This window comes from Pseudoxanthomonas sp. Root630 (assembly GCF_001427585.1).
Taxonomy (GTDB): Bacteria; Pseudomonadota; Gammaproteobacteria; order Xanthomonadales; family Xanthomonadaceae; genus Pseudoxanthomonas_A.
Window position 1 is genome coordinate 141231 of sequence record NZ_LMGY01000012.1, and the last position, 16682, is coordinate 157912.

Genomic DNA, 16682 nt, shown 5'->3' on the forward strand with positions numbered 1-16682 from the left:
ACAACGTGGCAACCGCGAAGAAGACCGAAAAGCCGTCCGCTGCCGCAGCCGGCAAGCGTGCATCGACCGGTGCGAAGAAACCCAACATCCTCGTGATATGGGGCGACGATATCGGCATCGCCAACCTCAGCTGCTACACGCACGGGTTGATGGGCTACCAGACGCCCAACATCGACAGGATCGCGAACGAGGGTCTGCGCTTCACGGATTCCTACGGGGAACAGTCCTGCACCGCAGGGCGCTCATCGTTCATCACCGGCCAGAGCGTGCACCGCACCGGCCTTTCCAAGGTGGGAATCCCCGGTGCGCCACAGGGCATGCCCGAGAAGATCGTCACGATCGCCGCACTGCTGAAGGACCAGGGCTACGCCACCGGACAGTTCGGCAAGAACCACCTCGGCGACCTCAACAAGTTCCTGCCCACCCTGCACGGCTTCGACGAGTTCTTCGGCAACCTGTATCACCTCAATGCCGAAGAAGAGCCCGAGATGTACGGGTATCCCAAGAATCCCAAGTACCGGGAGAATTTCGGCCCGCGCGGTGTCATCCACAGCTGGGCGACCGACAAGGACGACAAGACCGCCCACCCGCGCTGGGGTGCGGTCGGCAAGCAGAAGATCGAAGACACCGGCCCGCTGACACGCGAGCGCATGCTGACCTGCGACGACGAGTTCGTCGCCGCGGCATCCGATTTCGTCAAGCGCAACAACAAGGCGGGAACGCCCTGGTTCGTGTGGCTCAACACCACCCATATGCATTTCATCACGCACACCAAGGAAAGCAGCCTCGGGCAGGCGGGCGAGCACCAGTCGCCGTACCACGACACGATGGTCGACCACGACAAGAACGTGGGGCAGATGCTCGACTTGCTGGATGAGCTCGGGTTGGCGGATGACACGCTGGTGGTCTACTCCTCGGACAACGGCCCTCACATGAACAGCTGGCCGGATGCCGGCATGACCCCGTTCCGCAGCGAGAAGAACACGAACTGGGAGGGCGCGTTCCGCGTGCCGCTGCTGGCGCGTTGGCCGGCTCATTTCCCGGAAGGAAAAGTGCTCAACGACATCGTGCAGCACCACGACTGGTTGCCGACCCTCCTGGCCGCAGCAGGCGACACGACGTGCGTCGATCGGCTCAAGAAGGGTGCCACCGTCAATGGCAGGAAGTTCAAGAACCATGTCGATGGCTGGAACCTCCTGCCGTATCTGACCGGCGAGCAGGACAAGAGTCCGCGTCCGGGATTCGTCTATTTCAGCGATGACGGCGACGTCCTCGGCCTGCGCTGGAACAGCTGGAAGATCGTCTTCATGGAGCAGCGCTGCAGGGGCACCATGCAGATATGGGCGGAGCCGTTCACGCCGTTGCGCATGCCCAAGATCTTCAACCTGAGGATGGACCCCTACGAGCGCGCGGACCAGACCTCCAATACCTACTGGGACTGGATGATCCACAACGCCTTCTGGATCTACGGTGCGATGGCCGTGCTCACCAAGTATCTGGAGACATTCCGCGAGTTTCCTCCGGTGCAGAAGCCTGGAACGTTCACCGTGGAGCAGGCGGTCGACAAGATGAGCGAGGTTCCCGCCGGGTCCGGTTGATGGCGGAGACATCGTGCATGGGCTTTGCCCGGCGCGGCGACCTCGCCAGGTCGGCGCCAGGTGTGCCGGTGCAGCGTGGCCGTGTTGGCAGCGAGAAGGAGCGACGCATGTGCGGCGGAACAGACAGCATGGTGGCGCTGGCCGGCGGGACATTCCGCATGGGCTCGGACGATCACTACGCGGAGGAACGACCCGCGCACAAGGTGCGCGTGGGCGCCTTCCGGATCGATCCCTACCTGGTCACCAATCGCGAGTTCGCGCGTTTCGTCGCGGCCACGAACTACGTCACGCTGGCGGAACGGCCTGCCGATCCGGCCCTGTATCCGGGCGCGGATCCGGCATTGCTGGAGCCTGCGTCCGTGGTGTTCGTCAGGCCTCCGGGCCGTGTGGATCTGTCGGATCACTACCAGTGGTGGCACTACATCCGCGGAGCGGATTGGAAACATCCGCAGGGCCCTGAAAGCTCGCTCGACGGACTGGCGGAGCACCCGGTCGTGCATGTGGGCTTCGAGGATGCGCTCGCCTATGCCACCTGGGCAGGCAAGCAGTTGCCGACCGAGGCCGAGTGGGAGTTCGCCGCACGCGGCGGAGACGATGTTTCAGAGTTCGCCTGGGGCGACACGCTCGCGCCGGGAGGTCGGCATGTCGCCAACACCTGGCAGGGCGAGTTTCCGTGGCAGAACCTGGCCGACGATGGCCATGTGGGAACCTCGCCGGTCGGTGCGTACGCGCCGAACCCGTACGGGCTCTTCGACATGATCGGCAATGTCTGGGAGTGGATCGACGATTGGTACCAGCGGCACGACGAGTCGCCGGGTAAGCCCTGCTGCACGCGGGAGAACCCGCGGGGCGGACGGCGTGAGACCAGCCACGACCCGCAAGGGCCAGTCGCGGTTCCGCGCAGGGTGACCAAGGGCGGCTCGCATCTCTGCGCGCCGAACTACTGCAGGCGTTACCGCCCGGCGGCGCGCATGGCGCAGCCCATCGACACCGCGACATCGCATGTGGGATTCCGTTGTGTCGTCCGGCAATGAACCGCATCGGGCCGACCACGGGCATCGACTCCCGAGGGGTGCGCCATGCTGAGGCCCTGGCTGGTGATGATGTCCGAACCGGCCATCACGCTCATCGACATGGTCGCCGCGGCGATCATCATCGGCGCGTCGCTGCAGGCATTCGTGGGCGTCGCGAGCATGACGATCCGGCGCGACTTCGATGCGCAGCGACGACGGTCCGTGTGGCTTACGTACGGGCGATGGCTGGTGGCAGCCCTGACCTTCCAGCTGGCGGCGGACATCATCGAGTCGTCGATCGTGCCTACCTGGCAAGCCATCGGGCAGCTCGGCGCGATCGCCGTGATCCGGACGTTCCTCAACTACTTTCTCGAGCGGGACATCAACGAGGTGCGCGAGCGACAAGGCGTGGCGCCGTCGGACGATTCTCCCTCCACGCACTAGCGAGGACTGCATGATGCGCATCCTTCACGACGCCGGGCCCCGGTTGCTGCTTCCCCTCCTGCTCGCGCTGCCTCCTGCGGCCTGGGGGACGGAAGGGGCGATGGGCAGGCCGATCACCGGCATGCAGATCGCGCCCTACACGGGCGTGATTCCGCCCGAGCCCGGCTTCCAGTGGGCCGTCGCTTACGTCTATTACGACGGGAAGATCGGTGCCAGCCGTGAAGTCCCGATTGCTGGGCAGGTCAGCCTGGGTCTTGAAGCCGAAGCGAACCTGTTCATGCTGACGGGCGTGTACGTCTGGCCTACGCAGGCGGGCCGCTGGAACTTCGCCAGCATGGCGGCCATTCCGTACATCGACGTGACCGCCAGCGCCGACCTGCAGGCCGGCGAAGCATCGCGCAGCGTCAGCCAGAACGCGTCCAACCTGTTCGATTTCTACTTCGCTCCGGTCATCGCCGGATTCCACATCGACCAGGTGCGGCACCTTTCATTCGGCCTCTACGTCTTCGCCCCCACCGCCGACTACGATCCCTCGCGCATCGCCAATCCCGGTTTGAACGTCTGGACGGTATCGCCGACGTTCGGGTACACGCAGCTCATGCAGAAGGGCACGCTGGAGTTCAGCGTGCAGGCGGCGATGGACTGGTACAGCGAGAACGACGACACGGACTACAAGAACGGCGTCGTGTTCCGCACGGAAGCCCTGTTGATCAAGCGCACGCCCAGTGGCTGGGGCCTAGGCGGCGTGGTCGGTTGGATCGAGCAGGTGGAAGACGACAGTGGCCCCACCGCAGACCGCCTGAACGGGTTTCGCGGGCACTCGCTGGGGATTGGACCGGTCGTCACCTATGGAAAGAAATGGCCGGGTGGCGAGCACGTGGACGTGACCTTCCGTTACGTCAGCGAGTTCGACGTCAAGAACCGCTTCGAAGGAAATCCGCTGAGCCTGATGGTCACGTTCGGCTTCTAGCGACACCGCATCAACACTCGCTGAGGAATGCGCATGAACACGCTGATATCCCGCTCGATCGTCGCATGCCTGCTGGCCGCCACATCGGCAGCCGCCTTCGGTGCGGCGGCACAGGAACGCACCGAATCCGCCACGTCGCGCCAGGACGCCCATCTGGATGCGGCGGCCGTCGCCGCCCTTGAGCGGATGAGCAAGGCGCTGCGAGGCCTTCCCCATTTTTCCCTCACCTCGGACGCTTCTACCGAAGTCGTGCTGCAGAGCGGCCAGAAGATCGAGCTGGATGGGCAGATCCGCTACGAAGTCGAGCCGCCGCGACGCTTGTTCGTGGACATCAAGAGCGACCGCGCGCACAGGCAGCTGTTCTACGACGGCAACACGCTGACGCTCTATTCGCCGCGCCTCAAGTACTACGCCAGTATCGATGATGTGCATGCGTCGCTGCGCGAACTGGCCGGTACGCTGTCGACCGACTACGGGATCGATCTGCCGTTGGTCGATCTGTTCCTGTGGGGCACCGATGCGGCACCCGCGAATGTGCTCACGTCCGCCATCTACGTGGGAGCGGGGACGCTGGAGGGAGAACGCGTCGATCACTATGCCTACCAGCAGCCGGGTGCCGACTGGCAGGTCTGGATAAGCCCGTCGAGCTTCCTGCCGCAGAAGATCGTCATCACCAGCCTGGATGATCCCGCGCTGCCCAAGTACACGGCACGCCTGAAGTGGGATACCACGCGCGCGATCGCCGCGGCCCGCTACACCTTCAAGCCGCCGCCGGGAAGCGCCCGCATCACGCTGGTGGAAATCGATGCCGTTGCGGTACAGACCCAGGAGAAATGAACATGGCCGCTTCTTCGTTCCGCATCATGGGTGTCTGGTTTTCCCTTGCCTTCCTCGTGGCCCTGGCGACGCCTGCTGCGGCAGACCGCGGCGGCGGACATGGCGGCTACCAGGCAGGCGCACGCGCCACTGCGCACGGCAGCGTCAATCGACCCGCGACGGGCGGCCCGCGGAATGCCCAGGTCAACAGGGGCGGCGACCGCAACGTCAACCGCAACGTCAACCGCAACACGAATCGCAACGTCAACCGCAACGTGAATGTCGACGTGGACGTGCATGACCATGACGACCACTGGAACGACTGGGACGACCATCCGTTCGCGACCGCGGCGGCGGTGACGGCCGGTGTCGCGTTGACCGCCGCGGTCGTCGGCTCGGTGGTGAATTCGGTGCCCCCGAGCTGCGTCATGACGGTGATCAATGGGATCAGCTACCAGCAATGCGGGAGCACCTGGTACCAGCCGCAGTACTACGGCACCACGGTGCAGTACATCGTAGTGAATCCGCCACGCTGAGTGGCCCCAGGTCCGGCCCCGGCGGCACGCCGCGGTGTGGCTGCATTCCACGACAGGAGATCGACCGATGAAAGCTTCCGCAATCGCGCTCGCGACCGTGATGTTGGCGGGCTGCGCTTCCTCGCCGACCGTGAAGACCGATCACGCCGCTTCGGCCAACTTCTCCTCCTACCGCACCTACTACTGGGCGCAGAAACCCGCGGGAGTACCTCCGCTGGTGCAGCAGCGCATCATCGATGGCATCGACGCGCGCCTGGCCGCCAAAGGCTGGACGCAAGGGCAAGGCAGCGGTGACGTCGCACTGGCCGCCCACGTGGCCTCGTCGCAGAAGCAGACGCTGGATACGTTCTATTCCGGCACCGGGCTGGGGGGCTGGGGCTGGCGGGGCGGCTGGGCGGGCGGCGTGGGCATGGGGACGGCCACCACGACGGTACACACCTACGACGTTGGCACGCTGATCGTCGACATGTTCGATGCGCGCACGCAGCAGGCCATCTGGCGGGGCAGCGCGAGCGGCACGGTTCCCTCGTCTCCGGACAAGGTCAACGCAGCCGTCGATGCCGGTCTGGACAAGATGTTCGCCGGCTTCCCGCCGGGCGCTTCGACGCCCTGAACGTTCATGCGTTGGCGCGGGCCCGGATCTCTCCTCCAACGGACCCCTGGTCTGTTCCGGGACCCGCGTCACTTTTGAACGTCACCGATTGAGTGCGATCGTCGAGGTGCATCATGGACAGGAAGGGATGGTTCGTACGCCTGCTCTCAGGTGGAATGCTGGCGGTCGCGGCGCATGCCCATGCGGCCGGCATCGGGTCGGGAACGGGATGGGTTGCGGGAGCGGCGCAGGACGGCGCGGTGACGATCGATGCGCGCCCGTTTCCCCGCGACTTCAGCGTCGATGGCGTCGGTTTCAGCATCCACCAGCCACAGCTCGTCTCCTGGCAGGGAAACCAGCTCCGCGCGCGCGCGGTCATGTCGGTCGATACCGGCGTCCACACGGGCGCCGATGGAAAGCAGCAGGCGAGCATGGATTACGGCACGCTGGACATCGCCGCGAGGACGCAGGTGGACAAGCAGGCACGGGCAGTGGTGCTGAGCGGGCTCGAGATCGAGCGCGCGAGCTTTCCGTCGGCCGCCGGGAAACAGGCGGGCTATCTCGCGCTGGCGCGCAAGCAATTGCAGGCCAAACCCACCCTGACGATGTCGTTGGACGCGCTGGAAGCTGCCTTGGCGATCATGAAGGCGGATGCCGCCGGCGCCTCGCAAACCGTTCGCAATGATCCACCCGAGATCGTGTTCAGCACCGCGCCGGCGATCCTGGTGCTGGTGGACGGCCAGCCTGTGCTGAAGCCCGCGGGTGCGCCGGGCGTGCAGCGGGTGATCAACAGCCGCTCGCTGTTGCTCCAGCAAGGGGGCCGCTACCTCGTCTCCATCGGAGGCCACTGGGCAAGTGCGACGTCGCTGGATGGTCCTTGGACCCCTGTGCAGACCCCCGACGCAGGCCTGGTGTCCGCCGCGAGGCAAGCGGTGGAGGGCCATCAGGTCGATGCCATGGCGGACCCGCCGCAAGCACTCAAGGACGTCTTCCGTGCGGGACGCTGGCCGGACGTGTACGTGCGTACCCGGCCCGCGGAACTCATCTCCGTGCAGGGCGAACCGCAATTCGCCGGGATCGCGGGCACACGGCTCAGCTACATCACCAACACCGGCGCCGATGTGTTCGTGGATGCCGCGGACGCGCATCGCTGGTATGTGCTCGTATCCGGCCGCTGGTTCAGCGCGCCCGGCAGTCGTGGCCCATGGGGGCATGTCGCCGCGCGCAGCCTGCCGGCCGACTTCGCGAAGATCCCGCCCGACAGCCCGAAGAGCGGCGTACTCGCGTCGATTCCCGGCACACCGGAGGCGCAGGAATCGCTGATCGCCAACAGTATTCCCCAGACCGCGACCGTCGATCGCGGCAAGGCAACGCTGCAGGTGGCATACGACGGTGCGCCTGCGTTCGCGACGATCGACGGGACACCCCTGCAGTACGCGCGGAACACGCCGGTGCCGGTGATCCGCGTGGACGGAAGCCACTTCTATGCCGTCGACAAGGGCGTCTGGTTCTCCGCCGGTGCGGCGACCGGTCCATGGGCCGTGGCGAGTTCGGTGCCCGCCGTGATCTACACGATCCCGTCCCGCTCACCCTTGCATTACGTCACCTACGTGCGCGTCTACGGGCACAACGGAGACGAGGTCTATGTCGGCTACACGCCCGGCTACTACGGCACCGTCGTGTCCGACAGCGTGGTGGTGTACGGCACCGGCTACCTGTGTACGCCGTGGGTGGGCACGTTCTGGTACGGCTGTCCGCTGACCTATGGCATGGGCGCCTACTTCGGCTGGAACGCGTGGGTGGGATGGACGTTCGGATGGGGCTGGGGTTGGTATGACGGCTGGTACGGCCCCTACAGTCCGTGGTGGGGCCCCTGGTACGGACCGGCGTCGCCGTGGGGCTGGTGGGGAGGCGGTGCGGCGGCATGGAATGTCTACGGTCACTGGGGCAATGCCGCAGTGCGTGGTACGGCTGCCGCATGGGCAGATCCCTGGACCGGCAACGTGGGACGCGGTGCGCGCGGCGGCTTCTACAACGAAGCGACCGGCGCGCGTGGCGTCGGTCGCGCGGGCATCAACACGAACGCGTACACCGGTACGACCACGGCGGGCGCACAGGGCATCCGCTACAACCCGCAGACGGGCAGGGTAGTGGCCGGCGGTGGCGCCGTGGCCGTCAATCCCTACACCGGGCGCGCGGCACGCGCAGGTGAGCGCACGGTGGTGAACACCGATACGGGCCGGGTGACGCAGGCAGCAGGCGGTGCCGTGGTGGGCCCGCACGGCGGCGCCGGTGCGGGAGCCTTCGATACCCATGGTCCGTCGGGCGGCGAGGCGAAAGGCGCCGGTGGCTTCCATTACAACGCAGACACGGGAACGCTGCACCACGGCGGCGTGGTCGACATCAACGACAGCATTTATGCCGGCCACGACGGACACGTCTACCACTACGACAACGGGGACTGGAGCAAGGTCACGCGACCGGATGCATCCAGGAACCTCAGCGGCGAGACGCGCAAGGGACTGGACAGCGACCGCTTCGCGCGCGAGCGCGGCAACGAACGGATCAGCGCACGCCAGCCGACGCGGGTGGACATACCGCGCAGCGGTGGCGGCCAGGCGCGTCCGGTAGGCGGCTTTCGACCGGGCCTGGGCGGCGGTGCACGCGGCGGCGGCTTCCGGCACCGGTGAACGCGCAGCGCTGCTCCCCGTTGCGCGACGGGGCCCGCGTCCTGGCAGGCATATGGCTGCTGTGCGCAGGCGCTGCCTTCGCGCAGCCACCTCCCGCCGCCGAGCCGCGAGGACTGCCGGCGCCTTCGCCAGACGCGCATCCGCCGCCGTCGGCCGGCCTGCGCGCACTCCTGCACGACACCGAGGATGGAAAACTCGATGTATCCCGGTGGTTGCTGGAAAAAAAAGGCGGCTTCCTGCCGGTGCCCATCATCATCACGGACCCGGCCGTCGGCCATGGGGGTGGCGTGGCGCTGGCCTTCTTCCGCCCCAACGTCCAGCCTGAGACGCGAAGAGCGCCAGGCGAGAAGGCGAGGGCGATCGCTCCCGACATCTACGGCGCGATGGCGATGCGAACCTCGAACGGTACCGAAGCCGTGGGCGCGGGGGCCATGCTGCATTTCGCCCAGGACCGGTGGCGCTACCGGGGGGGGCATCGGAAAAGCATCCGTCAACCTCGATTTCCACACGCCAGGGAATGACGTGCTCCCACCCGTGGCGATCAGCTACAACGCCGACGGCATCGCATCGTTGCAGCAGGTGTTCCGTCGCGTCGGCGAGCACGATCTCTACGTGGGCCTGGCGTGGATCTACATGGATATCGACCTGTCGTTCGATAGCGATGGCGATCGCGATCGCTTCACGGAAGGAGAACTCGCCAGCAGGAGTTCCGGTCTCGGCCTGTCGCTCGAATACGACAGTCGCGACAATCCATTCACGCCTTCACGCGGCTGGCTGGGGGCGATCGAAGGCAACGCCTACGACCATGCGATCGGCAGCGACAACGACTTCCAGAGCTATCGCAGCCATGGCTATGCCTATTTTCCCCTCCATCGGCGGATGGTGCTTGGCGCGAGGGTCGATCTGCGGTGGGCCAATGGCGATATCCCGTTCTACCGGCTGCCTTACATCGATCTTCGCGGCATCGGCTCGGCGCGCTACCAGGACCGACGCGCCGCCGTACTGGAAACCGAAGCGCGTTGGAGCCTCGGTGCGCGATGGGCACTGGTCGGGTTCATCGGTGCGGGCAGGACCTGGGGGCGACACAACGATTTCGGCGACGCATCCAGCCGGGTGGCCAAGGGTAGCGGGTTCCGCTATCTGCTCGCCCGCCAGCTGGGCATGTACGCCGGCATCGACTATGCATGGGGACCGGAAGACGAAACGTTCTACATCCAGGTGGGCAGCGCGTGGCGCTGATACGGAGCCGACATGAGTAAGCCGCGACTGCAATCGCTGTGGATGTTCGCCTTGCTGGTGTTCGCGACAGCGGCATCCGCGTCCGACCCCTTGCCGTCGTGGAAAGAGGGGCCGTCGCGCCGCGCGATCCTCGCGTTCGTCGACGCTACCACCCGCCCGGGATCACCCGACTTCGTGCCCGAGGCCAGGCGCATCGCCACGTTCGACAATGACGGCACGCTGTGGGCGGAGCAGCCGGTCTACTTCCAGGTGTTCTTCGTCATGGACCGCATACAGGCGATGGCCGGCGACCATCCGGAATGGCGCGATGTCGAGCCCTACAAGTCGCTGCTCGCCCGCGACCTGAAGGGCGCGCTGGCCTCGGGCGAGAAAGGGATGGTCCAGGTGATGGCGGCCACGCACACCGGCATGAGCGTGGATGCTTTCGCCGCGCAGGTCAGGCAATGGAGCGCAAGCGCGCGCCACCCCGCCACCGGTCGGCTCTTCACGGACATGGTGTACCAGCCCATGCGTGAGCTTCTGGTCTATCTCCGCGAGCATGGATTCCGTACCTACATCGTGTCCGGAGGTGGGCAGGAGTTCATGCGCCCATGGGCAGAACACGCGTATGGCATTCCGCCCGCGCAGGTCATCGGCAGTTATGGCGAGCTGGAATTCGCGCTGCAGAACGGGGTTCCCGTGCTGTTGAAACAGGCGAAGATCGGGCTGGTCGACGATCACGGCGGGAAGCCGGTCGCGATCCAGCGCTTCATCGGCGAGCGGCCGATATTTGCCTTCGGCAACTCGGATGGCGATCTGCAGATGCTGCAGTGGACGATGGCAGGTGATGGGCGCCGGTTCGCGGGTATCGTCCACCACACCGATGGCGAGCGCGAATGGGCGTACGACCGTGCTTCGAAGATCGGCACGCTGGACAAGGCACTGGATGCCGCCACGACGGGTGGCTGGACCATCGTCGACATGAAGGCGGAGTGGTCGAGGATCTATCCCGATCCGTAGATTTACTGGGGTCGCCTGAGTAGAAGTCCGCTGGCACCGACCATCGGCCGGGTGCGATAACAGGGCGTTGCCCAGGCAGGTACGCCATGAGGATCGTTCTGCAATGGACCGTGCCGATCGGGTTGAGCGCGGCGAGGGTCGTGCGCATCGGCCGCCAACCGGTGAGTTCCGGTGGAGGCGACTTCCACCATGTCGAGCGCCCCGATTCCACTCCGCGATGGGCAGCGCGCACTGCCGTGACCCTGGTATTCCCCAAACAAGAACCTCCTGGAGACTCCGATGCAACGGGCGAAGAAGATACTGGCGTGGATCCTGCTCGCGGCCGTGATGACCCCGGCTGTCGTACTGGCGTCCGGCCCCTCGAACAAGTGGCGCATCGCGGTGAACCACACGGCCAAGGTCGCCGGTGAGGTCGAGTTCGCGTTCACCCCCGAAGGAGGTGCACCAAGCAAGCTCGTGGTGCCGATTCCCGCAGGCACGCACGAGAACCAGGCCGCCCACCTGATCCGCGACGCGGTGCGGACCCAGTACGGAAAATCCGTCTACAAGGTCGAACTCGACGATGGCGAAGACGTCCTGGTCAAGGTGCGCGGGCGCACACCCGATGTGGAGATCGTGCTGGTGAGGAACACGGCGGAAGGCCTCTCGTTCCATCTCAGCAGGGAGTAGCCGCTTCTCTCTCGTTGCGATGCCGTAGATGCCGCGACCAGTAGATTTACTGCGGAAGGACCAGCAGATTTCCGTCTGGCGGCAGGCCGCTACGGACCGGAGACTTGCACCGTGCATCAGACCGATGCGCGACGCATTCGTCCATCCCGCAGGAGCTGCACCATGCCGCGCGAATTCAGAGGCGCCATCGAGCTCGACATCCGCCATTCGAAAGCCGACTGGGATGCGTTCCTGGACACGCGTGCGCCGGCAGGCGCCCCCAACGTACTCGTCATCCTCTACGACGACACGGGCCAGGCGGCGTGGTCTCCATACGGCGGCCGGATCGAGATGCCCACGTTGGATCGGCTGGCGAAGAATGGATTGACCTATACCCAGTGGCACACGACGGCAGTGTGCTCGCCGACGCGGTCTTGCTTCCTCACCGGGCGCAACCATCATGCCAACGGCTTCGGCTGCATCTCGGAAGCGGCCACCGGCTTTCCCGGCTATGCCGGCCACATACCGCTGGAGAACGGAACGATCGCGACCATCCTGCGCGATGCGGGCTGGAGCACGTTCTGGATCGGCAAGAACCACAACGTGCCGGTCGATGGTTTCGGGATGAGCGCATCCAAGAAGAAGTGGCCGTTGGGGCTGGGTTACGATCGGTTCTACGGCTTCATCGGTGGCGAAACCAACCAGTGGTATCCGGAGCTGATCGAGGACAACCATTTCATCGAGCAGCCATCGCAGCCCGAAGAGGGTTATCACTTCTCCAGCGATATCGCCGACAAGGCGATCTCCTTCATCCGCGACAGCAGGCAGGCCGACCCCGACAAGCCGTGGTACATGTGGTACTGCCCGGGCGCCAACCACGCGCCCCACCACGCGCCGCAGGCCTATATCGACAAGTACCGCGGACAGTTCGACGACGGCTACGAGGCGTATCGCGAGTGGGTACTGAAGCGCATGATCGAGCGCGGCATCCTGCCTGCCGACACCGCGCTGACCCCGATCAATCCCATGCCCGAGGCCAGCGCTGCGGCGGATGACATGGTCAGGCCGTGGGCGACGCTCAACGAGCAGGAGAAGAAGCTGTTCAGCCGCATGGCGGAGGTCTATGCGGGCTTCTCGGAGTACACGGACATCCAGATCGGCCGGCTGGTCGACTATCTGGAGGAGTCGGGCCAGCTCGACAACACGCTGGTGTTCTACTGCGCCGACAACGGCGCCTCGGGCGAAGGTTCACCAAGCGGGTCGGTGAACGAGAACCGCTTCTTCAACGGCTATCCCGACGATATCGAGTCCAACCTGGCGATGATGGAGAAGCTGGGCTCGCCGGACACCTACAACCACTACCCGACGGGCTGGGCGGTGGCGTTCTCCACGCCGTACCGCATGTTCAAGCGCTACGCGTCCTACGCGGGCGGCACCTGCGATCCCCTGGTGGTGCATTGGCCGAAAGGGATCCGGGCCAAAGGCGAGGTGCGGCACCAGTACCACCACTGCACGGATATCGTGCCGACCATCCTGGAGGCATGCGGCATCCCCGTGCCCGACATCATCGATGGCGTGAAACAGGCCCCCATGCCGGGCGTGTCGATGCTGTACAGCTTCGACGACGCGCAGGCCGCGACCACCAAGGAAACCCAGTACTACGAGATGGCCGGTACGCGCAGCATCTGGCACAAGGGCTGGAAGGCAGCGACCGTGCATGCGCCCATTCCCTCCGACCAGGGTCATTTCGATACGGATACCTGGCAGCTGTTCCACACCGATGCGGACCGTGCCGAGGCCTACGACCTCGCCGACCAGGATCAGGCGAAGCTGAAATCGCTTATCGATCTCTGGCTGTCCGAGGCGAAGAAGAACAATGTGCTGCCATTGATCGACCTGGGCGTGCGTGCGCTGCACGAGGCCGAGTACCACGCACCCAAACGCGAACGGTATGTCTACTATCCGGGGACCACGGAGGTTCCGGAAGCCGCGGCCGCACGCACGCTGGGCGTGTCGTTCAAGATGCTGGCGGAGGTCGATTTCACCGACGAAAGCGAGGGCGTGATCGTCGCGCAAGGGTCCCGCTTCGGAGGCTATTCGCTGTTCGTCAAGGGTGGACAGCTCTTCTACGTCTACAACTTCCTGGGCATACCGCCCGAGCAGCGCCTCGTGTGCGACGCGCCCGGGAACGGCAGGCATATCGTTGGCGTGGAGTTCGTCAAGGACCGTGTCAGCGAAAAGGGCGAGGGGTTGGGCACGATGTCGCTGCACGTCGACGACAAGGTGGTCGCGAAAGCGCCGTTCCGGACGCAGACAGGCCGTTACATCCTGTGTGGGGAAGGCCTGTGCGTCGGTTACGACGGCGGCGATGCCGTCAGTAGCGAGTACAAGCCGAAATTTCCTTTCACTGGCGGAGCCGTCGTCAAAGTGGTCTTCGATCTCGCCGACGACGATTACGTGGACATAGAGCAGAAGTTCGCGGCAAAGCTCGCCAGGGACTGACGCCGCACCGTTGTTCGTCCCCGAAACCCAACGCATGGAGTCGCCATGAGAACGATGACCCCCTGTCGCCTGCTCCTGATCCTGGCCGCGCTGGTCGTGGCGGGGGCGGCGATCGCGGCCAAGCAAGCGCCGCCCCAGGTGAGCCCCGAAGGCCTGCAGTTGCGCAGCAGCAAGGACGATCGGATCGTGTACGTGCGTCCCGGCGCAAGCTTCGGTGCATACCGGAAAGTGCTGATCCTGGACCCCTATATCGAATTCAGGAAGAACTGGCAGCGCGATTACAACAGCAGCGCCCCTGGCCTGGAGGCGCGCGTTCGCGACGAAGACATGGTGCGGATCAAGACGGAGCTGGCAAAGGAGTTCCGCAGCGAGTTCACCAAGGTGCTGCAGGAAGACGGCGCATACGAGGTGGTGGAAGAAGAGGGTGAGGGGGTCCTGGTGCTGCGGCCAGCCATCGTCGACCTCGACGTGACCGCGCCCGACCTGCAGACCGCCAACATGACGGTGATCGCCCGATCGGCGGGCGGCATGACGCTGTACCTGGAGCTCTGGGACGCCAAGACGGACCAGATACTGGCCAGGGTCATGGAGCGTGACGAGGACGATGGCTTCGCCGAGCGCGCCACGCGATCCAGCAATCGGGCTGCGGCTGCGCATACGCTGAAAGGCTGGGCGACCGCGTTGCGTGCGCACCTGGAGGCCGCACGGAGTCTGCCTGCCAAGTGATGGCGCGGAAGCTGACATGCGAGGTCGGCCGGTGATCGTGATCGAGACGCCATCGGCAGCCCGCCGACGATCGCGTTCACCAGAATGGAGTCGCTTGGGCGCGTGGCCCACCTCGCGTCCATGAGTGCCCGCACCGGAGCGATCCCACCTGCCGGCTGCTCCGCATGGGGGGATGGTGGTGGGTGACGCCACGAGAGGAGCTTCGGTTCGGGCGTGATCGATCAAGTGGGACCTCCCGCTCCAGGAGTTCCGTACTTTTACCTAGCCTGCTCCAGCAATATTGCGCATGAAGACGCGGGAAACGGCGCTCATCATGGTGCGGTCGAATTCCGACGCTGGATACTTCGGTGAATGACGTGGCCACCAACGCTTCGCGCGCTTCCAAGGGCAAACCCAACATCCTGGTGATCTTCGGCGACGATATCGGCATTCCGCAGATCAGCGCGTACACGCGTGGTCTGATGGGTTACCAGACGCCCAACATCGACCGAATCGCCAATGAAGGCGCCTTGTGTACCGACTCCTATGGACAGCAAAGCTGCACGGCGGGGCGCGCATCGTTCATCCTGGGCCAGGAACCGTTCCGTACCGGTCTGCTGACCATCGGCATGCCCGGCGACCCGCATGGCATCGCGGACTGGATGCCGACCATCGCCGACGTGCTGAAGAGCGAGGGGTACACCACCGCACAGTTCGGCAAGAACCACCTGGGCGACCAGGATCAACACCTGCCGACCAACCACGGCTTCGATGAGTTCTTCGGCAATCTCTACCACCTCAACGCGGAAGAAGAGCCGGAAAGCTACTTCTATCCCAAGGATCCGGCCTTCAAGAAGAAGTACGGGCCGCGTGGCGTGATCCATTCCCATGGCGACGGCAAGATCGAAGACACCGGCCCGCTCAACAAGGCGCGCATGCCGACGGTGGATGAAGAATTCCTCGGTGCCGCCAAGACCTTCATCAAGAAGAGCGTCAAGGACGAGGCGCCGTTCTTCGCCTGGTTCAACACCACGCGCATGCATGTGTTCACCCATCTCAAGAAGGAGTCGGTGGGCAAGACCGGCAAGGGAATGCATGCGGATGGCATGGTCGAACACGACGGCCACGTCGGCCAATTGCTCGACCTGCTGGACGAACTCGGCATCGACGACAACACCATCGTCGTCTACACCACCGACAACGGCGCGGAGATCGCGTTGTGGCCCGACGGTGCCATGACCATGTTCCGTGGCGAGAAGGGTTCCACCTGGGAGGGCGGTTTCCGCATCCCGATGGCGATCCGCTGGCCGGGCACGATCAAGCCGGGCACGATCATCAACGAACCGATCTCGCTGATCGACATGTTCCCCACGCTGTGTGCGGCGGCGGGCGTGCCGGACATCAAGGAAAAGCTGGCCAAGGGCATCACGCTGGGCAAGAAGAAGTTCAAGGTGAAGCTGGACGGCTACAACTTCATGCCGTTCCTGCAAGGGAAGGAAAAGGAAGGCCCGCGCAAGTCGATCTTCTACTTCGACCAGGGCGGCAACCTCAACGCGGTGCGCTACCAGGACTGGAAGCTCAGTTTCGCCGTGCAGGCGCATGGGAACATCGCCACCGGCTCCAGGACGGTGACCAACTGGGCGACGATCACCAACCTGCGGATGGACCCGTACGAACGCGGTCTGGAGGAAGGCGGCGGCGCGGTGGATTTCCTGGCACGGCAGATGTGGTTGATCGTGCCGGTGATGGGCGCCATCAAGGCCTTCTTCTCGGACTTCATGGACTATCCGTACCAGGCGGGAAGCTCGCTCAACGCAGGCAGCATCAACTACAGCCTGATCCGACAGACCGACGCGCTGAAGCGGTTGAAGGAACTGGAATCGATGCATCCGAGCAGCTAGCGGCTCGGATGCGGGCCGGTGGTCGACAT

General features: G+C 65.0%; 15 protein-coding genes. All 15 read left to right on the top strand.

The annotated features are described in order from the left end of the window. Positions 1-5 precede the first annotated feature (5 nt). Positions 6-1598 carry an arylsulfatase gene (locus ASD72_RS06840; RefSeq protein ID WP_235577956.1) on the top strand — a complete coding sequence of 531 codons (1593 nt, stop codon included), beginning with the start codon at positions 6-8 and terminating at the stop codon, positions 1596-1598. Positions 1599-1705: 107 nt separating this feature from the next. Then, complete coding sequence (locus ASD72_RS06845) at positions 1706-2632, top strand: formylglycine-generating enzyme family protein (protein ID WP_056879190.1); 927 nt, start codon at positions 1706-1708, stop codon at positions 2630-2632. Positions 2633-2677: 45 nt separating this feature from the next. Further along, entirely contained in the window at positions 2678-3055 is a 378-nt protein-coding gene (locus ASD72_RS06850) for a DUF1622 domain-containing protein (RefSeq protein ID WP_056879191.1), read from the top strand. Between the two features lie 10 nt (positions 3056-3065). After that, complete coding sequence (locus tag ASD72_RS06855; RefSeq protein ID WP_081420192.1) at positions 3066-4025, top strand: transporter; 960 nt, start codon at positions 3066-3068, stop codon at positions 4023-4025. Between the two features lie 33 nt (positions 4026-4058). Beyond that, a complete protein-coding gene (locus tag ASD72_RS06860) occupies positions 4059-4862 on the top strand; it encodes a DUF2092 domain-containing protein (RefSeq protein WP_162250355.1) in 804 nt (267 codons plus the stop codon). A 2-nt stretch (positions 4863-4864) separates the two neighbouring features. After that, positions 4865-5377 (top strand): hypothetical protein, encoded by a 513-nt coding sequence (locus ASD72_RS21470; protein ID WP_235577957.1) that lies wholly within the window; start codon positions 4865-4867, stop codon positions 5375-5377. A gap of 67 nt (positions 5378-5444) precedes the next feature. Further along, a complete protein-coding gene (locus tag ASD72_RS06870; protein ID WP_056879194.1) occupies positions 5445-5990 on the top strand; it encodes a DUF4136 domain-containing protein in 546 nt (181 codons plus the stop codon). Between the two features lie 113 nt (positions 5991-6103). Next, positions 6104-8659 (top strand): hypothetical protein, encoded by a 2556-nt coding sequence (locus ASD72_RS06875; protein ID WP_155944516.1) that lies wholly within the window; start codon positions 6104-6106, stop codon positions 8657-8659. Continuing rightward, the gene (locus ASD72_RS21190) at positions 8656-9180 is read left to right on the top strand and encodes a hypothetical protein (protein WP_162250356.1); all 525 of its coding nucleotides are present in this window, start codon (positions 8656-8658) and stop codon (positions 9178-9180) included. Before ASD72_RS06875 ends, ASD72_RS21190 begins: the two co-directional genes overlap by 4 nt. 1 nt (position 9181) lies before the next feature. Continuing rightward, entirely contained in the window at positions 9182-9898 is a 717-nt protein-coding gene (locus tag ASD72_RS20470) for a BamA/TamA family outer membrane protein (protein WP_162250357.1), read from the top strand. A gap of 12 nt (positions 9899-9910) precedes the next feature. Further along, a complete protein-coding gene (locus ASD72_RS06890) occupies positions 9911-10897 on the top strand; it encodes an HAD family hydrolase (protein ID WP_056879198.1) in 987 nt (328 codons plus the stop codon). Positions 10898-11176: 279 nt separating this feature from the next. After that, on the top strand, positions 11177-11566 hold the full coding sequence (locus ASD72_RS06895) for a hypothetical protein (protein ID WP_056879199.1): 390 nt from the start codon (positions 11177-11179) through the stop codon (positions 11564-11566). A gap of 162 nt (positions 11567-11728) precedes the next feature. After that, positions 11729-14047 (top strand): arylsulfatase, encoded by a 2319-nt coding sequence (locus tag ASD72_RS06900; protein ID WP_056879200.1) that lies wholly within the window; start codon positions 11729-11731, stop codon positions 14045-14047. A 45-nt stretch (positions 14048-14092) separates the two neighbouring features. Further along, positions 14093-14773 carry a DUF3313 family protein gene (locus ASD72_RS06905; RefSeq protein ID WP_081420194.1) on the top strand — a complete coding sequence of 227 codons (681 nt, stop codon included), beginning with the start codon at positions 14093-14095 and terminating at the stop codon, positions 14771-14773. Between the two features lie 347 nt (positions 14774-15120). Then, positions 15121-16653: an arylsulfatase gene (locus ASD72_RS06910; RefSeq protein WP_235577958.1), complete on the top strand. Its 1533-nt coding sequence runs from the start codon at positions 15121-15123 to the stop codon at positions 16651-16653. The last annotated feature ends 29 nt before the right edge of the window (positions 16654-16682 follow it).

What these genes read in the sequence shown, in the direction of transcription:
- ASD72_RS06845 (WP_056879190.1), top strand. Translation starts at nt 1,706, where the DNA reads ATGTGCGGCGGAACAGACAGCATGGTGGCGCTGGCCGGCGGGACATTC.
- ASD72_RS06850 (WP_056879191.1), top strand. Translation starts at nt 2,678, where the DNA reads ATGCTGAGGCCCTGGCTGGTGATGATGTCCGAACCGGCCATCACGCTC.
- ASD72_RS06855 (WP_081420192.1), top strand. Translation starts at nt 3,066, where the DNA reads ATGATGCGCATCCTTCACGACGCCGGGCCCCGGTTGCTGCTTCCCCTC.
- ASD72_RS06860 (WP_162250355.1), top strand. Translation starts at nt 4,059, where the DNA reads ATGAACACGCTGATATCCCGCTCGATCGTCGCATGCCTGCTGGCCGCC.
- ASD72_RS21470 (WP_235577957.1), top strand. Translation starts at nt 4,865, where the DNA reads ATGGCCGCTTCTTCGTTCCGCATCATGGGTGTCTGGTTTTCCCTTGCC.
- ASD72_RS06870 (WP_056879194.1), top strand. Translation starts at nt 5,445, where the DNA reads ATGAAAGCTTCCGCAATCGCGCTCGCGACCGTGATGTTGGCGGGCTGC.
- ASD72_RS06875 (WP_155944516.1), top strand. Translation starts at nt 6,104, where the DNA reads ATGGACAGGAAGGGATGGTTCGTACGCCTGCTCTCAGGTGGAATGCTG.
- ASD72_RS06890 (WP_056879198.1), top strand. Translation starts at nt 9,911, where the DNA reads ATGAGTAAGCCGCGACTGCAATCGCTGTGGATGTTCGCCTTGCTGGTG.
- ASD72_RS06895 (WP_056879199.1), top strand. Translation starts at nt 11,177, where the DNA reads ATGCAACGGGCGAAGAAGATACTGGCGTGGATCCTGCTCGCGGCCGTG.
- ASD72_RS06900 (WP_056879200.1), top strand. Translation starts at nt 11,729, where the DNA reads ATGCCGCGCGAATTCAGAGGCGCCATCGAGCTCGACATCCGCCATTCG.
- ASD72_RS06905 (WP_081420194.1), top strand. Translation starts at nt 14,093, where the DNA reads ATGAGAACGATGACCCCCTGTCGCCTGCTCCTGATCCTGGCCGCGCTG.